The sequence below is a fragment of the Lacisediminihabitans sp. H27-G8 genome, from assembly GCF_046156175.1.
GTDB lineage: Bacteria > Actinomycetota > Actinomycetes > Actinomycetales > Microbacteriaceae > Lacisediminihabitans.
The window spans coordinates 474,057-494,671 of the sequence record NZ_JAYLVL010000002.1; the positions used below are offsets into that span (position 1 = coordinate 474,057).

15 protein-coding genes and 1 tRNA gene are annotated in these 20,615 nt (G+C 66.6%); 8 read left to right on the top strand and 8 right to left on the bottom strand.

Translation table 11 applies throughout. The features are described from left to right. Nucleotides 1-2 precede the first annotated feature (2 nt). On the bottom strand, nucleotides 3-1,895 hold the full coding sequence (gene dnaK, locus VLI63_RS06970) for a molecular chaperone DnaK (protein WP_409156138.1): 1,893 nt from the start codon (nucleotides 1,893-1,895) through the stop codon (nucleotides 3-5). Between the two features lie 315 nt (nucleotides 1,896-2,210). Here dnaK and VLI63_RS06975 point away from each other — a divergent pair, with 315 nt between their 5' ends. Then, a complete protein-coding gene (locus VLI63_RS06975; protein WP_409156139.1) occupies nucleotides 2,211-3,035 on the top strand; it encodes a serine protein kinase RIO in 825 nt (274 codons plus the stop codon). 34 nt (nucleotides 3,036-3,069) lie between these two features. Here the strand turns inward: VLI63_RS06975 and VLI63_RS06980 are convergent, their stop codons facing one another. Continuing rightward, nucleotides 3,070-10,224, bottom strand: a complete 7,155-nt coding sequence (locus VLI63_RS06980) for an SdrD B-like domain-containing protein (protein WP_409156140.1) — start codon at nucleotides 10,222-10,224, stop codon at nucleotides 3,070-3,072. A 531-nt stretch (nucleotides 10,225-10,755) separates the two neighbouring features. Between VLI63_RS06980 and VLI63_RS06985 the strand changes: the two genes are divergently transcribed. The 5 genes from VLI63_RS06985 to VLI63_RS07005 all read left to right on the top strand — a co-directional run bounded on the left by VLI63_RS06985 (nucleotide 10,756) and on the right by VLI63_RS07005 (nucleotide 14,671). Further along, nucleotides 10,756-12,192, top strand: coding sequence for an MFS transporter (locus VLI63_RS06985; protein ID WP_409156141.1), 1,437 nt, complete (start codon nucleotides 10,756-10,758; stop codon nucleotides 12,190-12,192). A 47-nt stretch (nucleotides 12,193-12,239) separates the two neighbouring features. Continuing rightward, nucleotides 12,240-13,031: an isocitrate lyase/phosphoenolpyruvate mutase family protein gene (locus tag VLI63_RS06990; protein ID WP_409156142.1), complete on the top strand. Its 792-nt coding sequence runs from the start codon at nucleotides 12,240-12,242 to the stop codon at nucleotides 13,029-13,031. 158 nt (nucleotides 13,032-13,189) lie between these two features. After that, nucleotides 13,190-13,633, top strand: a complete 444-nt coding sequence (locus VLI63_RS06995) for a MarR family winged helix-turn-helix transcriptional regulator (protein WP_409156143.1) — start codon at nucleotides 13,190-13,192, stop codon at nucleotides 13,631-13,633. Nucleotides 13,634-13,716: 83 nt separating this feature from the next. Beyond that, nucleotides 13,717-14,271: a PadR family transcriptional regulator gene (locus tag VLI63_RS07000; protein WP_409156144.1), complete on the top strand. Its 555-nt coding sequence runs from the start codon at nucleotides 13,717-13,719 to the stop codon at nucleotides 14,269-14,271. Further along, the gene (locus VLI63_RS07005) at nucleotides 14,264-14,671 is read left to right on the top strand and encodes a hypothetical protein (protein ID WP_409156145.1); all 408 of its coding nucleotides are present in this window, start codon (nucleotides 14,264-14,266) and stop codon (nucleotides 14,669-14,671) included. Before VLI63_RS07000 ends, VLI63_RS07005 begins: the two co-directional genes overlap by 8 nt. Before the next feature lie 234 nt (nucleotides 14,672-14,905). Here VLI63_RS07005 and VLI63_RS07010 read toward each other — a convergent pair whose 3' ends face one another. From VLI63_RS07010 to VLI63_RS07030, 5 genes are read right to left on the bottom strand one after another with little or no spacing between them, the layout of a single operon-like run. Beyond that, a complete protein-coding gene (locus tag VLI63_RS07010; protein ID WP_409156146.1) occupies nucleotides 14,906-15,931 on the bottom strand; it encodes a prenyltransferase in 1,026 nt (341 codons plus the stop codon). Further along, nucleotides 15,858-16,169, bottom strand: coding sequence for a lycopene cyclase domain-containing protein (locus tag VLI63_RS07015; RefSeq protein ID WP_409156147.1), 312 nt, complete (start codon nucleotides 16,167-16,169; stop codon nucleotides 15,858-15,860). Before VLI63_RS07015 ends, VLI63_RS07010 begins: the two co-directional genes overlap by 74 nt. After that, nucleotides 16,166-16,522 carry a lycopene cyclase domain-containing protein gene (locus VLI63_RS07020; RefSeq protein WP_409156148.1) on the bottom strand — a complete coding sequence of 119 codons (357 nt, stop codon included), beginning with the start codon at nucleotides 16,520-16,522 and terminating at the stop codon, nucleotides 16,166-16,168. Before VLI63_RS07020 ends, VLI63_RS07015 begins: the two co-directional genes overlap by 4 nt. Then, nucleotides 16,522-18,084 (bottom strand): phytoene desaturase family protein, encoded by a 1,563-nt coding sequence (crtI, locus tag VLI63_RS07025; RefSeq protein WP_409156149.1) that lies wholly within the window; start codon nucleotides 18,082-18,084, stop codon nucleotides 16,522-16,524. The genes VLI63_RS07020 and crtI overlap by 1 nt, the downstream gene beginning before the upstream one ends. Next, nucleotides 18,081-19,022 (bottom strand): phytoene/squalene synthase family protein, encoded by a 942-nt coding sequence (locus VLI63_RS07030; protein ID WP_409156150.1) that lies wholly within the window; start codon nucleotides 19,020-19,022, stop codon nucleotides 18,081-18,083. Before VLI63_RS07030 ends, crtI begins: the two co-directional genes overlap by 4 nt. Nucleotides 19,023-19,154: 132 nt before the next feature. On the opposite strand from VLI63_RS07030, the gene idi reads away from it, so the two are divergent. After that, nucleotides 19,155-19,697 carry an isopentenyl-diphosphate Delta-isomerase gene (gene idi, locus VLI63_RS07035; protein ID WP_409156151.1) on the top strand — a complete coding sequence of 181 codons (543 nt, stop codon included), beginning with the start codon at nucleotides 19,155-19,157 and terminating at the stop codon, nucleotides 19,695-19,697. Between the two features lie 133 nt (nucleotides 19,698-19,830). Here the strand turns inward: idi and dcd are convergent, their stop codons facing one another. Next, the gene (gene dcd / locus VLI63_RS07040) at nucleotides 19,831-20,430 is read right to left on the bottom strand and encodes a dCTP deaminase (RefSeq protein WP_409156152.1); all 600 of its coding nucleotides are present in this window, start codon (nucleotides 20,428-20,430) and stop codon (nucleotides 19,831-19,833) included. Between the two features lie 70 nt (nucleotides 20,431-20,500). Here dcd and VLI63_RS07045 point away from each other — a divergent pair. Beyond that, nucleotides 20,501-20,574: transfer RNA gene (locus VLI63_RS07045), tRNA-Gly, on the top strand. The last annotated feature ends 41 nt before the right edge of the window (nucleotides 20,575-20,615 follow it).

Below are 20,615 nucleotides of genomic sequence, written 5' to 3' on the forward strand. Positions count from 1 at the left end.
CGCTACTTCTTGCCCTTGGGCTTGGAGGAGTCCGGCTTGTCGGCGTCGGGCTCGTCTTCGACGACCTCGGCATCCACAATGTCCTCGTCGTCAGCGGCCGGTGCCTGCTCGCCCTCCGCGGCTCCTTCCGCCGAGGCGGCGGCCTGCTCCTGGGAGTAGATCGCCTCGCCCAGCTTCTGCTGGCTCTCGCTGAGCTTGTCGAAGGCGGTCTTCACGGCCGTCTCGTCTTCTCCGGCGAGGGCGCTCTTGAGGGCGTCGACATCGGCCTGCACGTCTGACTTGACGTCATCCGGAAGCTTGTCGGCGTTGTCTTTGATGAGCTTGTCGGTGGAGTACGCGAGCTGCTCGGCGGTGTTACGGGTCTCGGCGGTCGCGCGGCGTTCCTTGTCCTCCGCGGCGTGCTCCTCGGCCTCGCGCACCATGCGCTCGATGTCGTCCTTCGACAGCGAGGAGCCACCGGTGATCGTCATCGACTGCTCCTTGCCGGTGCCCTTGTCCTTTGCGGACACGTGCACGATGCCGTTGGCGTCGATGTCGAAAGTCACCTCGACCTGCGGGATACCGCGGGGCGCCGGTGCGATGCCCTGCAGCTCGAAGGTTCCGAGGTTCTTGTTGTCGCGGGTGAACTCGCGCTCGCCCTGGAACACCTGGATCGCTACGGACGGCTGGTTGTCGTCGGCGGTGGTGAAGGTCTCACTGCGCTTGGTGGGGATGGCCGTGTTGCGCTCGATGAGCTTGGTCATGATGCCACCCTTGGTCTCGATACCGAGGCTCAGGGGGGTGACGTCGATGAGAAGCACGTCCTTGCGCTCACCCTTCAGCACGCCGGCCTGGAGGGCGGCGCCGACGGCGACCACCTCATCCGGGTTGACGCCCTTGTTCGGGTCCTTGCCACCGGTGAGCTTCTTGACGAGCTCGACGACGGCGGGCATGCGGGTCGATCCACCGACGAGCACGACGTGCGCGACATCCGCGACCTTGATCCCGGCCTCTTTGATGACGTCGGTGAAGGGCTTGCGGGTGCGCTCGAGCAGGTCTGCGGTCAGCTCCTCGAACTTGGCGCGGGTGAGCGTCTCGTCGAGGTTGGCCGGGCCGTTCTCGGTGAGGGAGAGGTAGGGCAGCTGGATGCTCGTGCTCATGGAGCTCGAGAGTTCCTTCTTCGCCTGCTCCGAGGCCTCCTTGAGGCGCTGCTTGGCGATCTTGTCGCCGGAGACATCGACACCGGTCGAGTCCTTGAAGCGCTTGATCAGGTAGTCGACGACGCGCTGGTCCCAGTCGTCTCCACCGAGGCGGTTGTCACCGGAGGTGGAGCGCACCTGGATGGTAGAGAAGTCGTCGTCCTTGCCCACTTCGAGCAGCGAGACGTCGAAGGTTCCGCCTCCGAGGTCGAAGACCAGGATGAGCTCGTCTTCCTTGCCCTTGTCGAGGCCGTAGGCGAGGGCGGCCGCGGTGGGCTCGTTGATGATGCGCAGCACGTTGAGTCCGGCGATCTCACCGGCCTCCTTGGTGGCCTGGCGCTCGGCGTCGTTGAAGTAGGCGGGCACGGTCACGACGGCGTCGGTCACGGCCTCTCCCAGGTACTGCTCGGCGTCGCGCTTGAGCTTGGCGAGGATGCGCGCGGAGATCTCCTGCGGGGTGTACTTCTTGCCATCGATGTCGACGGTCCAGTCGGTGCCCATGTGGCGCTTGACCGACGAGATGGTGCGGTCGACGTTGGTGACGTTCTGGCGCTTCGCGGTCTCACCGACGAGCACCTCGCCATCCTTGGTGAATGCGACGACGGACGGCGTCGTACGGAATCCTTCGGCGTTCGTGATGACGGTGGGTTCTCCACCTTCGAGAACCGAGACGACGGAGTTCGTGGTTCCGAGGTCGATACCTACTGCTCGAGCCATATGCTCTTTCTCCTTGTGTGTGCGGTGCTTCTTGAGGTCTACTTCTAGATCTGGGGCGAGACTTGAGTCCCACGTACTCAAGTTTGAAACCTGTGGATAACTTTGTCAAGTCGAATCTGCAAAACTTGAGTCGATCCGGCTCAACTGTCAGTTTCGAGCGATCTGCGCCAAGCTGGCACCCTGCTTTCCGCGCACGAGAGCCGAGAGGAGGAACCGCCATGACCACGGTCACCGTGCCCTGCCCCGTTCCCCCTTCCCTCGAGGCCTCCGCCTAAACAGCCCGGCTGAGTGGCCTCCATCTTCAGGAGTTCTCTCGTGTCATCCGAATCACCGTCTTTTTCTGTCCCGTCTTTCTCCGAACTCGAACCGGGTGAGGGCCAACGTTGGTCCACCTGGTTCTCAACCGTCCCCAGCCAACGCGGCCCCCGGCCGTTTCCGGAGTGGGTCGTCGTCGAGACCGGCGCCTTCGAAACCGAGCTTGGCATCGTCAAGAGCGGCAAGGAGGCCGACGTCTTCCTCATCGAGCGTGCAGTGCCGGGCTCCGACCGCTCGAGCATCCTCGCCGCCAAGCGGTATCGCGGCCCCGAGACGAGCGACTTCCACCGCTCTTCGCAATACCGGGAGGGGAGAGGGATGCGGCGTTCCCGCGACACCCGCGCGGTCGCCCGCGGCTCCACGTATGGGCGGTCGGTCGCTGCGGGAGCTTGGGTGAATGCCGAGTTCGAGGCGCTCTGCACCATGTACGAGCGCGGAGTCGCCGTGCCCTACCCGGTACAGGTGCTCGGCACGGAGCTACTGATGGAGTTCGTGGGCGATGGCACGCAGGCGGCCCCCCGGTTGGCGCAGGTACGGGCATCCGCCGACCATATCGCAGACTATTTCGCGCAGGTGCGGCAGATCCTGCTCGGCTTCGCCCGCGCCGGCAGTGCGCACGGTGACCTGTCGCCGTACAACCTGCTCGTGCACCATGGGCGGGTCATCGCAATCGACCTTCCACAACTCGTGGAGGTGGTGAGCAACCCCAATGGGATGGTCCTGTTGCTGCGAGACTGCGTCAACGTGTGTGACTGGTTCGCACGCCATGGCCTCGATTGCGATGCCGAGGTGTTGTATGCGGAGGCCGTCGCGGAGCTCTACTGAAGCCCCGTGGCGGCCCTCCTCTGGCTCCCCCTCTTCAGGCTTGCCGCCGACGGATGCGCGCGATGGTCAGCGCGAGTGCGCCGCCCAGAAGCAGAAGGAGTGCCAGCACACCCGCCACCACGGGTGCGCCGCCAGTGGCCGCGAGCGATTGGGTGGTGAGGCCGTTGACCACGGTCCGCACACCGAAGGGCGGAAGGTTCACCGACGAGGTCGTGGTGGTGGTCGGGCGGAAGCCCGGCGGGAACGTCGCCGGATCAAGCGTCACGGTGTAGTCGCCCGACGGAAGCGACGGCAGCTGCCAATTGCCGTTCGCGTCCGTGGTCACTCGCACCGTGACGTCCCCTGCAGATCCACTCCAGACGATGACGACGCCGACGCCCGAGATGCCCGGCTCGCCTCCGCTGCGAGTTCCGTTGCCGTTCTGATCGTTGAAGACGGTGCCACCGAGTGTTGCGCTGCCGATCACGACGAAGTCGACGTCGAGGCGCGTCGCCCCGGCTGTGAGGGTGGCCACTGTGCTGAAGGCATCAGCGCCATCGAGGTCGGATGATGGCACGTAGCCGAGCGGGAGTTCCGTTGGGTCATAGGAGACCCGCACATCGCCCGCCGGGAGCCCCGCGACGAGGTAGGTGCCTGCGGCATCCGTTCGCTGCTTGACGACGATGTCGTCGGCGGTGTCGAAGACGCCATCCGCGCCCGCCGAACGCACGGTGATGAGAATGCCCGGGATGCCGGGCTCATTCCCGTCTCGGATCCCGTCATGGTTGACGTCCAGCCACAGCAGGTCGCCGACCCCCGCATCGCCGACGTAGCCGAAGTCCTGCTCGAGGTTGCTCGTGCCGCCGACGAGCGTCAGCTGCGAACTGCTGTCGGCCCCTCCGTCTGGATCAGCGGTGGGGGTGAGTCCGGCAGGCAGGTTCGACAAGGTCACGGTGAAGATTCCACCGGGCAGTCGGTCGAATCGATAGTGCCCGGCCGAGTCCGTCGTGGTGGTCGAGATCACGTCGTCGGCGTTGCCGAGCACGCCGTCCGGTCCCGCCCAGCGAAGCGTGGCGACGACCCCGGCGAGTCCGGGTTCCCCGGCATCCTTCGCGCCGTCGCCGTTCTGGTCGAGCCACACCGTGTCGCCGATCGAAGCGGAGCCGATGAATCCGAAGTCTGCCGTGGAGAAAGCCGTCGCCGCGGGAAGCGTGACCCGGGTTGTCGAGTCCGTGCCCCCATCGAGGTCATAGGTGGGCACGAGTCCCGGGCTGGAAGAGGGTGCGGTCACGGAGACCGCGAACTCTCCGGCCGGCAGACCCGGGAACAGGTAATTGCCGACCGCGTCGGTCGTCGTGGTGAAGGTGACATCATCGCCGCCTCCTCGCACCCCGTCCGGCCCGAACCAGACGAGCGTCGCCGTGAAGCCGGGCAGGCCGGGCTCATTCGCGTCCTGCACGCCATCGCCGTTGAGATCGAGCCACACCGTGTCACCGATGCTGCCGGTGCCGGCATAGCCGAAGTCCTGGTTCAGGTCACTGCCGACGAGGGTGAGTGCCGAGGTCTGGTCGGGCGAGGTTGTGCCGCTGTCCGCGTCGAAGGTCGGCGAGAAGCCCGCCGGGACGCCGCTGATCACCGACACGATGAACTTGCCATCCGGAATCTGAGTGACGCTCCAGGCGCCGGTCGAGTCGGTGGCCGTGGTGAAGACCAGGTCGTCACCGCCGCCCGGCACTCCATCTGGGCCGAGGTAGGTCACGCGGATGCCCACGCCAGGAATGCCCGGTTCTGTCGGGTCCTGCACGCCGTCGCGGTTGACATCCCACCACACCCGATCCCCGATGATGGAGGTCGCGTTGTAGCCGAAATCGACGCCGAGGTCGGCCTGGCCGGCGGCAAGCGTGACGGGAGTGACCGAATTCTTATTGCCGTCACGGTCGTAGGAGTTCGCAGCGGCAAGAGGCAGTCCGCCGGTCACCGCGACCGAGTATTCGCCGGGAAGCAAACCGGTGAAGAGGTACTTGCCTGTGGCATCTGTCGTCGCAGTGAAGGTCGCGTCATCGCCACCGCCCGCAACGCCATCGACGCCGAACCAGGTCAGCGAGACCCCGGCACCGACGATGCCGGGCTCGGAGGCATCCTGCACCCCGTCGTTATTGCGGTCGAGCCAGATGAAGTCACCGATCGACCCCGCGCCATTGAGGCCGAAATCCTGCACCAGGTTGTTATGGCCCGCGGCGAGCGTGAGCGTGCTCGAATTGCTCGCCCCACCCACCGGGTCGGCGTCGACCGCGTAGCCGCTCGGCAGCGTTCCCAGCGTCACCGAGTACGGCCCCGGGGGCAGTTTGGAGACGAGGTAAGAGCCGTTTGCGCCGGTTGTCGTCGGGTAGGAGACATTGTCGGAAGTGGTCGACAGGTCACCGTCCGGGCCGCCCCAGACCACAGTCACCGGGATACCGGGAAGTCCGGGCTCACCCGGGTTCTGTGCCGTGTCGCCATTCTGGTCGAACCAGACGCGGTCGCCGATGGAGCCGGTGCCCGTGAAGCCGAAGTTCACATCGGTCTTCGCGGCATTCTCGGCCAGTGCGCCCTGCCAGACTCCGTTCGGGGTGGCGGTTCCGCCGTCGAGATCGTAGCTCGGGGTCATCCCCACCGGCGTTGCCGCCGTCACCCGGTAGAGGCCCCCGGGCAGTTGGTCCACCAGATAGTCGCCATTGGCGTCGGTGGTGGTGCTGTGCGACTCGTCGTCAGGGGTGCCGAAAACCCCGTCGGCACCGGCGTACAGCACAGTGATGGCCACTGCGGGGAGCGAGGGTTCGCCGGCGTTCTGAGTGCCGTCACCATTGGCGTCGAACCAGACGTGCTTGGCGATCGATGCGAGGTCTAGTTCGACGCTCACGACATCCGCGGTGACGTTGTTGTAGTCGAGGTAGGTGATGCCGGGCTGCTGGAGGGCCGGATCCACACCGGCGTAGGAAGGGATGTCCGCCGTGTTCACGATCTCGGGACCCGCCACGACCTCGTCGGCCGCGGTGAGAGCCGGCATCGTCACGGAATAGGTGATGGTCACGGTCGCATTGACCGCGATCGGCCCGGCGATGGTCCAGCCGAGTGTGCCGTCGGAGGGGTCGGTATCTGTCGCAACCACCCCGGCCGGAGGTGTCGAGGTGAAGCCGGTGACCCGGCTGTCCGGGGTGTCGGTGACCTTCACGGCAAAGGCGGGCGACGTGCCGGTGTTGCGCACGGCTACGGTGTAGGTGAGGGTCTGGCCGGGCTTCGCGCGACGGGTGTCGGTGTCGGCGACCTGGCCGACGACTCGCTTGTCGATAGTCAGTGTCGGCTCGACGACCCCGATGCTCGCGGTCTTTGCGACACCCGAGGCATCGAACGTGACGGCCGCCGGCACGGTGGTGGGCGTGCCGGTGATCTTGTCCGTGCGGTTGTAGAACGGCGCGGCCGAGTTGGTGAGCGTGTTCCCCGATACCGCGCCCGGGGTGACGATGCCGGTGTAGACCAGGCGAACGACGCGCTGGGCGGTGGATGCCGGGCTCAGGTCACCGAGGAAGAATCCGATGGTCCTGTCGCTGGCCGTCGGCGCACCGATCACGGCCGCGGTGATGTCAGGGCTGCAGGTTCCGGCCGGGAGACAGGTCGAGCTCACGAGTTGGCCGAAACGAATTCGATTCGGCAACGTGTCGATGACCGTGGTGTCGAATGCGACGACGGAGGCGGGGATCGTGACGTCGACCGTGTAGGTCACGACCTCGCCGATGGTGCGTGTGGCTGGACTCGCGGACTTGGTGAGGCCGATCGCCGGAGCTGCGAGCGTGACGGAGGAGGAGGCCTGGTAACCCGATCCGGCACCCCCCGCCGCGGAGGTGGAGGTGCGCTCGGTGGGATCCGTGCCCGCCAGCGAGGTCGCGGTCGCGGTCACCGTGTTGACGATCGATGACGCGCTCACCAGGGGGTCATGCACCTTCGCCTGGTAGCTGCGCGGGTCGGTGGCCCCGGGCGCGAGAGAACTGCGGGTGAAGGTGATCGTGCGTGCGGCCGAGTCCCAGACGCCGCCGCCCGGGAGGGTTCCGCTCGCGGCGGGATTGCCTCCGGCATCCAGCGGATCGATGTCCACGGGCACGGTGTCGACGACCACGAGGTCATGGGCGGTCGAGACGTTGGCTGCCCCGCTGTTGGTGAGGGTGAGGGTGTAGGTGACGACCTGCCCCGCGACGACCTGACCGGCCACCGCGTTGCTCGACTTGGGAATCGTAATGAGCGGTTCCACGATGGGGGTCTGGGTGATATTACTGGCCACGGTGCGAGCAGTGCCGACCGCGTTGGCCCATCCGAGGCTGGCGGAGTTCGGAATCTGGTTGCCCCGCACGGGGCCGCCGGAGTCCTTCACGCGTGCCGTGAAGGTGAGCACCACAAGATCGTCGCCGCTGCCGGGCGCGTTGACGTAGGTGGTCGGGATGTCGGCGGTTATGGTGGCGCCGGAGACCGTCGCGTTCTGCGCCGTTCCGCCCGCAATCGTGTAGGTGGGATTGCCGACGATCTGGAGTCGGCTATCTACGACATCCGTGACCGAAGCAGTGCCGTACAGGCTCGTTCCCTGGGGGATCGCGGCCTGCACCGTGTAGGTGATGATCTCACCGATGGTCGCCTGGCTGGCACTGTTGCCGGCCTCGGTGACACCGGCGGTCCCCGACTTGACGATGGTCGGCAGCACGACATTCGCCTGCGCCGTGTCCTTTGCGGGATCGGCGTTGGCCTGGGGCTCGAGCGTCGGGTCGATGTTGCTCGAGGGCACGTAGGTGAAGGGGGTACCCGTATTCGTGATGCCCTCAAAGGTACGCACCCCGGCGGTGTTGGGGTAGGCATCGCCGGGCGCCGCGGTGGACGGCGTGGTGACGACATAGGTGACAGTCGCACTTCCGCCGGCAGGCACCGTGGGGATGGTCCAGTCGATGCGGTTGTTTCCGCTGTCGCAGGTGCCGCCGCCGGAGATCGTCGACACTGCCGCGCACGTGACGAGGGGCGGCAGGATGTCGCGCACCGCTGCGCTTGTAGCATCCTGCTGGCCGCTGTTGGTCACGGTCACCGCGTAGGTGACCGCGTCGCCGCCCTGCACGGTGAGGGTGTGCACGGGCGCTCCGGGCACCGCGGTGCCATTGAGCGCAGTGATGCCCTTGGCCAGCGCGAGAAGCGGCTTGGTGGTCGTGATGTCGGCGAGGTCCCGCAACTGGAACACGGAACCGGCGGTGTTCTTGTAGGTCACCTTCATCAGGTTGGAGGCGATATCGCCGTTCGTGACCGCGGCGGCATCGGTGATCTGGGCCGTGACGATGACCTGGAACTTCGTGGCGGTGCTCGCGTCAGGGAAGGTCCAGGTGACGAGGTTGTCGCCGGCCGCTCCGGCGACCGTCACACTGGCCGGAGGCACGAGGTTTGCGGGTCCGTAGGCGAACGACTCGTAGGTCATGCCGGCGGGCAGCAGATCGCTGATCGAGTTGCCGAGAGTGTTGAGGGTGCCGGAGTAGTCGACGGTCAGCCGGTAACAGACCCGGTCTCCCGGGTGGAACGGACCCTGATTCGTGGTCTGGAACGAATACGCGGATCCGTCGCCGCAGTCCACCGCGACCGCTGCCGGTGCTGCCACATCCTTGGCGATGCTGATGCCCCCGGCCGCTTGATCGGCCGAGCTCGCATCGGTGAGAGCGAGAGCGCTCGTCGAACCGTCGTTTGCTGTGATGACCGTGCCCGTGGTGGTGAGGCTCGCGGTGTTCGTCCACGCGTCGTTGTGGCTCACGGGCCCGCCACCGTTGCGATACGTGCTTCGCGTGGTGGTGGTGAGGGTGAAGCTGTTGGTGCTCGAGGGGGAGGTGAATGCCGGAAGGGTCCAGGTGACCGTGACCGTGCCGTCGGCATGGGTGACCACCGAATCTGTCGGCAGCGAACTCGAGGTGAAGTCCAGGCCGTCGGGCAGCGTGTCCACGACCGTGATCGGTGTTGTCGCCAGGGCGTATTCCGAGGACTTGACTGCGAGGGTCCAGACGCTGGTCGCACCTTGCGAGATCGTGGCGGTATCGACGCTCTTCTGCAGCGCGACATCCTCCGCGGTGACCGTGTCGGTCGTCGACGCCGAGGCGGTGGCACCGTTGGAGGTGCCGGAGCCGACCGCCAGGTTGGTGAGACTCTGTTCGTCGGCCGTCAGACCGCCGGTGTTGTTCTCGAGATTGGCAGTGGATGTTCCGGCGAACGCGACATTCTGGCGCAGGGGCACCGCGGCGGCGTAGTCGAAGCTCAACGAGCCCCCGGCGGCGAGGTCGCCGAGCCCGGTCCAGTCCACGCGGGTGTAGACGGCAGAAGGCAGCGCGCCCGCGCCATCCGGATCCGTCGTCACCGTGGCGACCGTGGCCGGCGTGATGCACGGGTTGGTGAATGGCGGGGCGGGAGTGTCCGAGATCCGCCCGGCGCCGGGGTATTCGACCGCCGTCAGCGGGGCGGTGTTGTCGACGGTGCCACAGCCGAGGAATTCGAGACCGGCCGGCAGGTAGTCCACCATCGACAGGTTCGTCGTCGGCTTGACGAGGTTGTTGCGGATCTTGAGCGTGTAGGCGGTCTTGTGGTCGTGCACGCCCCGCAGCAGCTCACCCTCGGTGCTGGGCTCCGTCTTCTCCACGATGAAGGGAACGAGCGTCGTGGACGACGTGGCCGTGCCCGATCCGGTGAAACTGGTCGCGATCGGCGCCCCGGTCGTTGCCAGGAACCGCGGCACCCGCCGGGGGTTCGTGTTCACGTAGGCGGCGGCCGTGCCCGTGAGCACAGCGCCGATGTCGTAGGTCACAGTGGAGTAGGCGAGAGCGTAATTGAACGAGACGAGCGCGCCGGTCGCCAGGTCGGCGACATCCGACCAGATGACAACCGTCGTGCCGTCGGGCTGGGGGATGAGTTTGCTGGGCGGAAAGTCAGAAGACGCGATGGTGGCGCCCACCGGCAGGATGTCGGTGAACGACAGGTTGTAGGCCTGCGGGCCGGTAGTCTGCTTCGCCGTGAGCGTGACTTTGGCATCCGTCCCGTAGAGGGTCGAGGCAGCGACAGTTCGGGTCACCTGAACATCCGGGGTGCCGGCCGCCGCCGCCGATGTTGCGGGCACGACGAGGCCGAGGGCCACGAGCACTGCGACAGTAAGGGATGCGAAAGCGCGCTTCATTGGGTCTATCTCCGTCGATCGACGCGACGATCCCGACGCGTGGCAACCGTCCGCCTCCCCCGGGAAACGGCCGCAGTCGCGCAACCCGATCGCGCAACCCTGTGAATACGGTACCCGATAGCTTGAGGATTGACCTACTTAAGCATCAGACTACTGAGCGGTGTTTCCTGCGGGCGACTCACCCCGGTGACCTCTGCCCCGCCGCGAAGCGACGCCAGCATCCATTGAATTGGCGCCAGGACGTCGCCCGACGGCTGGTGCGAGCCAGTGTCGAATGGAGGAGATTACGGTGGTCAAGCCGCCGGCCGAGCCGCCGGCCGAGCCGCTGGCAGCGCGACCGGCGGACCCTCCCGATCAGGTCCGGGCGCTGAGAAGCGCTCGCCTCGACACGCTGCCGGCACGATGGGGCTGATTCACGATAGTTCCTATCCTTGGTGCGGTGCGTCGACCGCGCAGGTCACCGACGGCGCCCGGCTGAACTGATCGACCGCACTCCCTCTGATGTTCTCCCTCGACCACTAACCTGTGCACATGACGGACAGCGCTCCTCTCCCTCCGACGGTTCCGAAGCCCGCCCGCACCGGCGCGATCGCCGTGGCCGGCCTCGACCTGCAGGAGGGCAAGCAGATCCCCCGCGGCTGGGTCGTCGCCTGGGCATTCTGGGACTGGGGAGGCGCTGCGTTCAACGCCGTCATCACGACCTTCGTCTTCACGGTCTACCTCACCTCCAGCTACTTCGTGGATCCGGCGATCGTCGCCGCCCGAGACGCCGAGAGCTCGCCCGGCGGCGCCGCCCATCGCGCGTTCACCGCGGCGGAGGCATCCCTCACCTCGAGCCTGGGCTTCGGACTGGCCATCGCGGGCGTCATCGTCGCCCTCATCGCGCCGGTACTCGGGCAGCGGACGGATGTCTCGGGCCGACGCAAGCTCTGGCTCGCCATCAACACCGGGGTGGTCGTGGTGATGACCGCCCTCATGTTCTTCGTCGAGGGAAAGCCCGCGTTCTTCCTGCTCGGGGTGGGTCTCGTCTCGGTGGGAACGATCTTCTACGAGATCGCCACCGTCAACTACAACGCCATGCTCATCCAGGTCTCCACGCCAAGGACCGTCGGCAAGGTCTCGGGCCTCGGCTGGGGCGCGGGCTACCTCGGCGGCATCGTGCTGCTGCTGTTCGTACTCCTCGGTCTGGTGGGGTTGACCGCCGACTCCGGCGGGTTCTTGGGCATCTCGCACGACGACGGCCTCAACATCCGTCTCATCGCAGTGATCGCGGCCCTCTGGACGCTCGCCTTCTCCCTGCCGATCCTCTTCACCGTTCCCGAGATCAGCCGCGAGAATCGTCGCGACAAGGTCGGGTTCTTCGAGTCCTATGTCGTGCTGTTCCGCGACGTCGCGAACCTCTGGCGCGAGAGCCGCAACACTGTGCTGTTCCTCATCTCGAGCGCGCTGTTCCGCGACGGCCTCGTCGGCGTGTTCACTTTCGGCGGCATCCTGGCGCAGGGCACCTTCGGGTTCTCCAGCAGCCAGGTGATCATCTTCGCCATCGCGGCCAATGTCGTCGCCGGGGTGAGCACCTTCATCTCCGGCCTCTTCGACGACAGGTTCGGCGCGAAGCCGGTGATCGTCGTTTCCCTCGTAGGGCTGATCCTCGCCGGGCTCGGTGTCTTCCTGGCCCACGACGGCGGCCAGGGTGCATTCTGGATCGGCGGACTGCTTCTCTGCCTCTTCGTCGGGCCGGCCCAGTCTGCGAGCCGCACCTTCCTCGCCCGGGTCACTCCCGCCGGCCGTGAGGGCGAGGTATTCGGCCTCTATGCAACCACCGGTCGTGCGGTGAGCTTCCTCGCTCCCCTCCTGTTCTCCACCTTCGTCGCTGTCGCCGGGGCACAGTACTGGGGCATCCTCGGCATCGTGATCGTGCTGCTCGTTGGGCTGATCCTGCTGATCCCGGTGAAGGCGCGCTCCAACTAGGTTCCCTGCCGCTCGATCTGCCCCCGCGCGCATGGCAGGGTGGACCCATGACCTCCACTGCCGACAAGGCCGCACTCCTCAGCTCACTCCACCGCCCCGGCGAGCCGCTCATCGTCACCAACATCTGGGATGCCGTCACGGCTCGCACCGTCGCCGGCGCCAAGGGCGTCAAGGCTCTCGCGACCGCCAGCCACGCCGTCAGCTTCGCCCACGGTGTGCCGGATAATGAGGGCCTCACTGTGGAGCAGGCCCTCGAAGCCGCGCGGATCATCGCCGGGGCCGTGACGATCCCGGTCTCGGTGGACTTCGAGAAGGGCTACGCGGCGGATGCGGCGGGCGTTCGCGACAACGTGGCGCGGTTGATCGAGGCAGGGGCCGCGGGCCTCAACATCGAGGACTCGCTGGAGGCGGCATCCGGTCCTCTGCGCGATCTCGAGAACTCGGTCGCCCGGGTCGCCGCGGCCCGGATCGCCGCCGATGAGGCCGGCGTTCCGCTCGCGATAAATGCGCGCGTCGATTCGTTGGTGAGCAATCCGGCCGACTGGGCTGGAGCCATGGAGCGCGCCAACCGCTACCTGGATGCCGGCGCCACCAGCATCTTCATGCTTCGCCTTCCCACCGAGGGACTGGTCGAGCGGGCCGTCCGCGACATCGGCGGTCCGGTCTCGGTAATCTCCAATCCCACCTCGGTGTCGCTCAAGAAGCTCGCCGAACTCGGCGTCGCGCGGGTCAGCTTCGGACCGGGCGTGCTCGGCCTCACCCTCGCGCACCTGCAGAAGGCCGCGTCGACGCTCACCGCGCTCGGCGACTATCCCGAGGAACTCGGCTTCGAGTATTAAGGGACCCGCGCCCGTCGAGAGGGTGCTCGCGCCGGTCGAGTCGGGCGTTCCAGCGCCCGTTTCGAAACCATGCCGACCCCCGGCCGAGCCGCCGAGATTTCACTGCGAGCTGCGCCCCGCATCACCGAGCGCGGCGGGACTCCCATTACCCTGTGCTCATGACCGATCAGCGCCCCCTCGGATTCTGGCTCAAGCTCGTCGACCGCCTGATCGACGATCGTTTCGCGGATACCCTCGAGGAGCACGGCGTCACCCGCCGCCAGTGGCAGCTGCTCAACGTGCTCTCGCGTGGACCGGCCACCGGCGCGGAGTTGGATGCCGCGCTTGCGCCGTTCCTGTCCGCGGTCGATGGCGAGACCGTTGCGGAGCATCTCGCCGAGCTCGTGGACAGCGGATGGGTCGCCCTCTCGCCGTCGGGATACTCCCTCGCCGACCCCGGCCGAATCGCTCTCACGGCGCTCGCCTCGACCGTCGCCAAGACCCGTGCGCTCACTGCCGACGGCATCTCCGAGCAGCGGTACGCCGAGGCTCTCGAGACACTCGAGCGGATGGCGCGAAACCTCGGGTGGACGGATCCGGTCCCCACTCCTCCGGCCGAGTAGCCCCGGCTCAGGAGAGAGTTCAGCGACAGATAGCGTTGATGTAGGTATTTACATATATAAGACTTGTCCTATATTCTTCTCCCATGACCCTCCGCCACGCCATCCTCGGCTTCCTCTCCATCGCCCCGAGCACCGGCTACGACCTCAAGTCGTATTTCGACGGCAGCGTCCGCCAATTCTGGACCGCCGACCAGGCGCAGATCTACCGGGTTCTGGCACAGCTGGCACAGGACGAACTCGTCTCTATCGAGGTGATCCCCCAATCGGACCGCCCCGATCGCAAGCTGCACCACCTCACTCCCGCCGGCACCCAGGAGCTCGATCACTGGCTCTCGTCACCGCTCGAGAGCCACACCGTGCGGGAGCCGTTCCTGCTGCGCCTCTTCTTCGCCGGTCGGCTCGGCCCGGCCGGAGTATCTGACCTCATCGATGCCCGAACCGCCGCGGCAGAACACCAGCTCGCCGTATTGAGCGCCATCCGCTCCGCCAGCGGACCACCCGGCCCGGACATCGAAGGGATGCTGCGCCTCGCGACGCTGGACAACGGCATCCGCCACACCCAGACCGAAATCGACTGGCTGGCCGACCTGGGCCGGTCGGTCACCACGCTCAACGACCGAGAGGACCGACATGTTTGAGACAGCCACCCGCACCGCCGCGGGGGTCGCAGCCATCGGCCTCGCGGGTACCGCCCTGTTCCAGCTCGCGCTCGCGAGCGGAGTTCCGTGGGGAGCGGCGGCGTGGGGAGGACTGTACGAGCAACTGCTCCCGACGCTGCGGGTGAGCAGCGCGATCTCCGCCGTCGTGCTGGTTGCCGCCGCCGCGCTGGTGTTGCGCCGGGCGGGATTCTGGGGCACCACCTCGACGCCGGTTCGGGTGCTCACCTGGCTTCTCGTGCCGCTTCTCGCGCTGAGCGCGCTCGGCAACTTCGCCTCCGCGAGCCGGTGGGAGAACCTGCTTCTGGGTCCGCTGGCGTTGCTGCTCTCGGTGCTGTGCGTGGTGGTGGCGCGGTCGCGGATCGTCGCGGCCGAGGCGTGACCGCGCGGGCTACACCGCGTTAGCCCGGGCCACCCGGCCGTACCACTCCGCGCTCGGCTTGGGCGTGCGGGCGAAGCTCCGCTTGTCCCAGCCGATGAGACCGAAGGTCGGCGCGAAGCCCGAGAGAGCACCCCGTGTATCGGCGACGCGCGCCAGTCATCCGCCATGATTACACCGGTTCGAACTCACCCCTGACGGATCAGCGCCCGCTAGCTGTACAGCTAGCCGAACCAGTCACCGGCAGGCGACGAAGTCGCGCGCGGGACCCATCTCGGACTGTCCCACTCGCAGCGGCTCAGACGATCCCGAATAGTGGACGGTCGTGCCCGCGCACCCGACGGTGAGGATGCCGTACCAGATGAGCAGCATCGTCACGAGGAATCCGGCCGCGAAGTTGATGGTGAGAAAGCGCCTCCAGCCGCGGTTCGCGGTCTCGGCGTCGGCATCCGTGATGTTCCAGTACGGCAGGACGGTGAGCGCATACGGCAGCACGAGCACCGCCGCGAACGGCCCGGGAAACCGGGTGAACAGCAGCAGGATGCCCGCGAGCAGGTAGGCGCAGAAGGCCAGTCGCACGGTGGCCCGCCCGCCGATCACGGTGGCGATCGACGCGATGCCACCCTCGCGGTCGGCCACGATGTCCTGCACCGCGCCGAACGCGTGCGACGCGATCCCCCACAGGAAGAACGCCGCGAGAACAGCCCAGAGCGCCGGGGTGAACACGGTGGCGGCGAGCACGAAACCGTACACGGCCGGGGAGACGAAGTGAGTGCTCGAGGTGAGCGAGTCGATGAACGGCCGCTCCTTGAAACGCAGGCCGGGAGCCGAGTAGGCGATCACCGCGAAGACGCTGATGGCGAGCACCAGCCACGACAGCGGACTGCCCACCGCGACGAGGAACACGAGGAACGGCACGTTGAGCACGATCGCCGCACACAGGGTAAGGCGGTGCACGCTCGGGTCGAGCAACGCACCCTCGACGCCGCCCTTGCGCGGGTTTCGCAGATCGGACTCGTAGTCGAAGACGTCGTTGATGCCATACATCGCGAGGTTGTACGGGATGAGGAAGTAGATCGTGCCCACGATGAACACCACGTCGATCTGACGAGTCGACATGAAGTAGGCCGCCGCAAAGGGGAACGCGGTGTTCACCCAGCTGAGCGGCCGGGACGACACGAACAGGCTCTTAAGATTCTTCACGGGACCTCCCGGGCAGCAGCAGCCACACCGATGGCAGAAGCACCGCGGCGGCCACCGCATACGCGAAGTCCTCGAGCGGCGCGATGCCGATGAAGGCGCCGCTGATCTTGGCGGCGTCGTAGCCGACGAGTCCGATGCCGATCATCACATTGTCGAAGACCGCGGTCACCAGCAGCAGGATGCCGAGGGTGCCGAGAATCGGCAGCACGGGCATCACACGACGGGATTTCACGAGCGCGAGGCATCCGAGCATCGCAACCGCGGCGAGGAAGATGGCGTTGAGTTGCCAGTAGTTCATCGAGAATCCGCCCCCTCACTGGGTCTCGCCACGGCCGCGGACGGCCTGCTCGACCGACGGGAGAGGAAACCGAACAGGTTCATCGTGAGGTAGCAGAGCAGGGTGAGGAAGAAGAGCTCCTCGAGCGGGAACTCCGGCGCCACGACCAGTCCGGTCATGAAGGAGGTCTCGCCGCGGAAGAAGATCCCCAGGCCGATTCCGGAGAGATCCCAGGCGACGAAGAAGACTAGCCCTGCCGCCAGCACGATCGCCGCCCGTCTGGCATCCCGCCAGAAGAAGAGCGTGAAGCGTCGATCGAGCATCACCATGCCGGTGAGCGCGACCGCGAGCGCCGCCAGGTACAGGATCGCCATCAGGCCAGGGTGCGCTGCAGCGGCTCGGCGAGAGGTTCAGTCGAGCGGTCACCGCGGATGCGCTTGAGCACGACCTCGGCGCTGATGAGGCACATGGGAAGGCCGATTCCGGGGATCGTGGATCCCCCGGCATAGAACAGTCCCTCGACTTTGCGGCTCTTGTTGCCCGACCGGAACATCGCGCTCTGCCCCAGCGTGTGAGCCGGCCCGAGAGCGGTGCCCCGCCAGGCGTTGAGATCGCTCACGAAATCCCCCGGGCCGAGCGTACGGCGAAGGGTGATGCGTGAGGCGAGGTCGGGGATGCCCGCCCAGACCGAGATCTGGGAGATGACCCGATCGGCAAGGGTCTCGATGCGGGTATCGCCATCGCCGTCGACATCGCCCTTGCCGATGGTCGGATCGGCGGGGATGGGCACGAGCACGAAGAGGTTCTCGTAGCCGTCCGGTGCGGTGGAGCGATCGATGCCGCTCGGCTTGCAGACATAGATCGATGCCGGATCGGGAATAGACGAATTCTCTCCGAAGATCTTCTCGAATCCCGCCTTCCAGTCACGCGCGAAGAACAGCGTGTGGTGCTCGAGTTGCGGCAGCTCCCCCTTGACGCCCAGGTAGATCAGAAGCGCGCTCGGCCCTGGCACCTTCTTGTCCCAGTACTCCTGGGGGAAGGTCTGCAACTCGACAGGCAGCAACGCGGTCTCACTGTGGTGCAGATCGGCGGCGGAGACCACGATGTCGGCGACCAGCGTGCGGGTGGCGCCGGTGGCATCCGTGTAATCCACCCCGGTGACCACGGCATCGCGGGTGTTGATCGCGGTGACCGGGGATCCGGTGAGGATGGTGACACCCTGGGCCTCGGCGAGAGCCTCGATGCGCCCGATGAGCTGGGTGAATCCCCCCATCGGATACATCACGCCACCCTCGAGGTCGAGGTGGCTCATCAGGTGATACATGCTCGGGGCGATATACGGCGAGGAGCCGAGGAAGACGGCGGGGTAGCCGAGAATCTGCTGGAGGCGGGCATCCTTCACCGTGCGTCGCACCAGGGTGGCCAGCGGGGTGAGCAGCAGGGAGACGAGCGTGCCCGTGCGCGAGAGCACGTCTCGACGCAGCAGCGGGCGGATGTCCGCGAAGCTCGAGTAGAGGAAGCGCTTCTTGGCGATCTCGTAGACGTCGCGCGCGGAGTCGAGGTACTTCACCATCTTGCGTCTGGTGCCCGGCTCGATGCGCTCGAACAGCTCGAGATTCTCCTCCCGGCTCGCGGTGATGTCGATCGGTTCGGCGACCCCCTCGAACAGCACCCGGTAACCGGGATCAAGGGTTACCAGTTGAAGCTGCTCGTCAGCCGTGGTGCCGAGCAGGCGGAAGAAGTGGTCGAAGACCTCTGGCATGAGGTACCAGCTGGGTCCGGTGTCGAAGCGGAAGCCGTCGCGCTCCCAGGATCCGGCGCGGCCGCCGACGCTCGGTCGACCTTCGAGCAGGGTCACCTCGTGACCGTCCTTCGCGAGGAGGGCGGCGGACGCCAATCCGGCGATTCCCCCGCCGATGACGACGATGCTGCTCATGATGCTGCTTTCGGTCTGGTCGTGTGGGAGGAGAGGGTGGTTCGGGGCGTGCGGCCGGCCAAGGCGCCGGCGGCGATGCGGAGCTTCACCGGGTTGGGCACGCGAACCCGGGAGGTCACCAGCCGGTCGGCCGGGGTCGCCCGCAAGCGCACGGCCAGTTCGGTGAAGAGACCCTGGGCGAGCGCGACGGCGCGACGAGAGCTGGCGGGAAGCAACGGGACGACGGCTGCGGAATCACGAAGGTCGGAGTCGATGTCTTCGAGAAGGCGGGCCTTGTCCGCCTCGCTGAAGGATTCGACGCTCACCCCGGGGAAGTAACTGCGGCCGAGCGTCTGGAAGTCGGCGGAGAGGTCGCGAAGGAAGTTGACCTTCTGGAACGCTGCGCCGAGCTTGCGCGCGCCGTGTTCCAGCCGCGCGAGTTCGGCAGGGGAGACGGTGCTGCCCTGCAGAAAGGTTGCGAGGCACATGAGGCCGACGACCTCCGCAGACCCATAGACGTAGGCCTCGAAGCTCTCGGCATCGTGCTCGGTCTGCACCAGGTCCATGCGCATGGACTCGAAGAACGGCTGTGTGAGCTCGCGACCGAAGCCGGTGGCCCGCGCCGTGCGGGCGAAGGCGTGGATAACCAGATTGGTGCTGTAGCCGGAGTCGAGCGCGGCCTCGGTGTCGCGCTCGAAGTCGTTGAGCACTCGCGCGGCGGCGAGCGGGTCGAGTCCGGCATCCGCTGCTCCCCCATCCACGACCTCATCGGCCACCCGCACGAGGGCGTAGATGTTCTCGACGTGACGGCGGACCTGCGGCGCGAGCAGGCGGGAGGCCAAGCCGAACGAGGTGGAGTAGCGCCGGATGACCACGCTCGCGGTCTCTTCCGCAACCAGGTCGTACAGGTTCGGTCCCGAGTTTCGCGGCGGGCCCGGATGGTTGCTGTCGTCGCTCATCGCGCAGTCCTGTCCCGTGCAGCGGCGGTTAGGCTGGAGCGACGCTTCAGCACGGTTTCGACCAGGAAATCGCTTCCCCTCGAGGGAACTTTCAGGTCAGGGCCGGTCACAACTTCAGGGTAACGGACACACATGGAAACCAGCACAGGGCTTGTGCAGAGTGGTACAGAGTTTGTAGTACTTCTGGATGACTCGGGCGCGCCCATCGGCGAGGCCGACAAGTTCTCGGTTCACGGGCCTTCCACGCCCCTTCACCTCGCCTTCTCTTGCCACGTCTACGACCCGGCCGGGCGGGTGCTGGTCACTCGCCGCGCGCTCTCGAAGCTCACCTGGCCGGGCGTCTGGACCAACTCGTTCTGCGGGCACCCCTCCCCCGGTGAGAGCCAGGAAGAGGCCATCGCGCGCCGCGCTTCGTTCGAACTCGGCATCACGGTCACCGACCCCGAGGTCGTGCTTCCCGATTTCCGCTACCGTGCGGTCGACGCGTCAGGCATCGTGGAGAACGAGGTCTGCCCGGTCTATCGAGCGGTGACCACGGATGTCGTGAAACCCAACCCTGCGGAGGTCTCCGAGTTCGCCTGGCTCGAGCCGCACCTTCTTTTCGGTGCGGTCACTGCGGCACCCTTCGCCTTCAGCCCGTGGCTCGGCTGGCAGTTGGAGCAACTCGGCGCCTAGCCGCGACCCGCTGGTCGAGTGGCGCGGTCTGCCGCGCGTATCGAGACCCGCTGGTCGAGTGGCGCGGTCTGCCGCGCGTATCGAGACCCGCTGGTCGAGTAGCGCGGTCTGCCGCGCGTATCGAGACCCGGCCTCAGTCGAGCCGGCTCTCATCCCGCGAGATATCCGTGCGGTGAAAATTCTGGTACGAGCGCGAGGCCGTCGGGCCCCGCTGGCCCTGGTACCGCGACGAGTACTCGGCCGACCCGTAGGGCTTCTCGGCCGGAGACGTGAGCCGGATGAAGCAGAGCTGCCCGATCTTCATCCCGGGCCAGAGCTTGATCGGCAGGGTCGCAACGTTCGACAGTTCGAGCGTGACATGACCGCTGAAGCCGGGGTCGACGAATCCTGCGGTGGAATGGGTGAGAAGGCCGAGCCGGCCAAGCGAACTCTTGCCCTCCAGGCGCGCCGCCACATCATCCGGAAGCGTGACGAGCTCGTAGGTGGAGCCGAGCACGAATTCGCCGGGGTGCAGGATGAACGGCTGGTCGGGTGCCGCTTCCACGAGCCGGGTGAGGTCGGGCTGGTCTTCGGCCGGGTCGATGAAGGGGTATTTGTGGTTGTCGAAGAGCCGGAAGAAGCGGTCGAGCCGCACGTCGATGCTCGACGGCTGGATCATCGAAGGCTCGTAGGGCTGCAGCCCGATGCGTCCGGAGTCGAGTTCGAGCTTGATATCGCGGTCCGAGAGCAGCATGCACAGAGCCTACCGAACCCGTCGTTGCTAGTATTCATGAGTGCCACAGTCCGGTTTCGGATGCGGTCGTGCGAGCGTAGTTCAATGGCAGAACTCCTGCTTCCCAAGCAGGTAGTGCGGGTTCGATTCCCGTCGCTCGCTCCAGTGTGTTGGTGTCTGTCAGTTCTCAAGCAAATCGAGACTTG

Bases quoted from the DNA above. Each gene is read 5' to 3' on its own strand.
- VLI63_RS06980 (WP_409156140.1), bottom strand. From the start codon at position 10,224: ATGAAGCGCGCTTTCGCATCCCTTACTGTCGCAGTGCTCGTGGCCCTC.
- VLI63_RS07015 (WP_409156147.1), bottom strand. From the start codon at position 16,169: ATGAACTACTGGCAACTCAACGCCATCTTCCTCGCCGCGGTTGCGATG.
- idi (WP_409156151.1), top strand. From the start codon at position 19,155: ATGGAAACCAGCACAGGGCTTGTGCAGAGTGGTACAGAGTTTGTAGTA.
- VLI63_RS07030 (WP_409156150.1), bottom strand. From the start codon at position 19,022: ATGAGCGACGACAGCAACCATCCGGGCCCGCCGCGAAACTCGGGACCG.
- crtI (WP_409156149.1), bottom strand. From the start codon at position 18,084: ATGAGCAGCATCGTCGTCATCGGCGGGGGAATCGCCGGATTGGCGTCC.
- dcd (WP_409156152.1), bottom strand. From the start codon at position 20,430: ATGCTGCTCTCGGACCGCGATATCAAGCTCGAACTCGACTCCGGACGC.
- VLI63_RS07020 (WP_409156148.1), bottom strand. From the start codon at position 16,522: ATGGCGATCCTGTACCTGGCGGCGCTCGCGGTCGCGCTCACCGGCATG.
- dnaK (WP_409156138.1), bottom strand. From the start codon at position 1,895: ATGGCTCGAGCAGTAGGTATCGACCTCGGAACCACGAACTCCGTCGTC.
- VLI63_RS06995 (WP_409156143.1), top strand. From the start codon at position 13,190: ATGACCGATCAGCGCCCCCTCGGATTCTGGCTCAAGCTCGTCGACCGC.
- VLI63_RS06985 (WP_409156141.1), top strand. From the start codon at position 10,756: ATGACGGACAGCGCTCCTCTCCCTCCGACGGTTCCGAAGCCCGCCCGC.
- VLI63_RS07005 (WP_409156145.1), top strand. From the start codon at position 14,264: ATGTTTGAGACAGCCACCCGCACCGCCGCGGGGGTCGCAGCCATCGGC.
- VLI63_RS06990 (WP_409156142.1), top strand. From the start codon at position 12,240: ATGACCTCCACTGCCGACAAGGCCGCACTCCTCAGCTCACTCCACCGC.
- VLI63_RS07010 (WP_409156146.1), bottom strand. From the start codon at position 15,931: ATGCGGTGGCCGCCGCGGTGCTTCTGCCATCGGTGTGGCTGCTGCTGC.
- VLI63_RS07000 (WP_409156144.1), top strand. From the start codon at position 13,717: ATGACCCTCCGCCACGCCATCCTCGGCTTCCTCTCCATCGCCCCGAGC.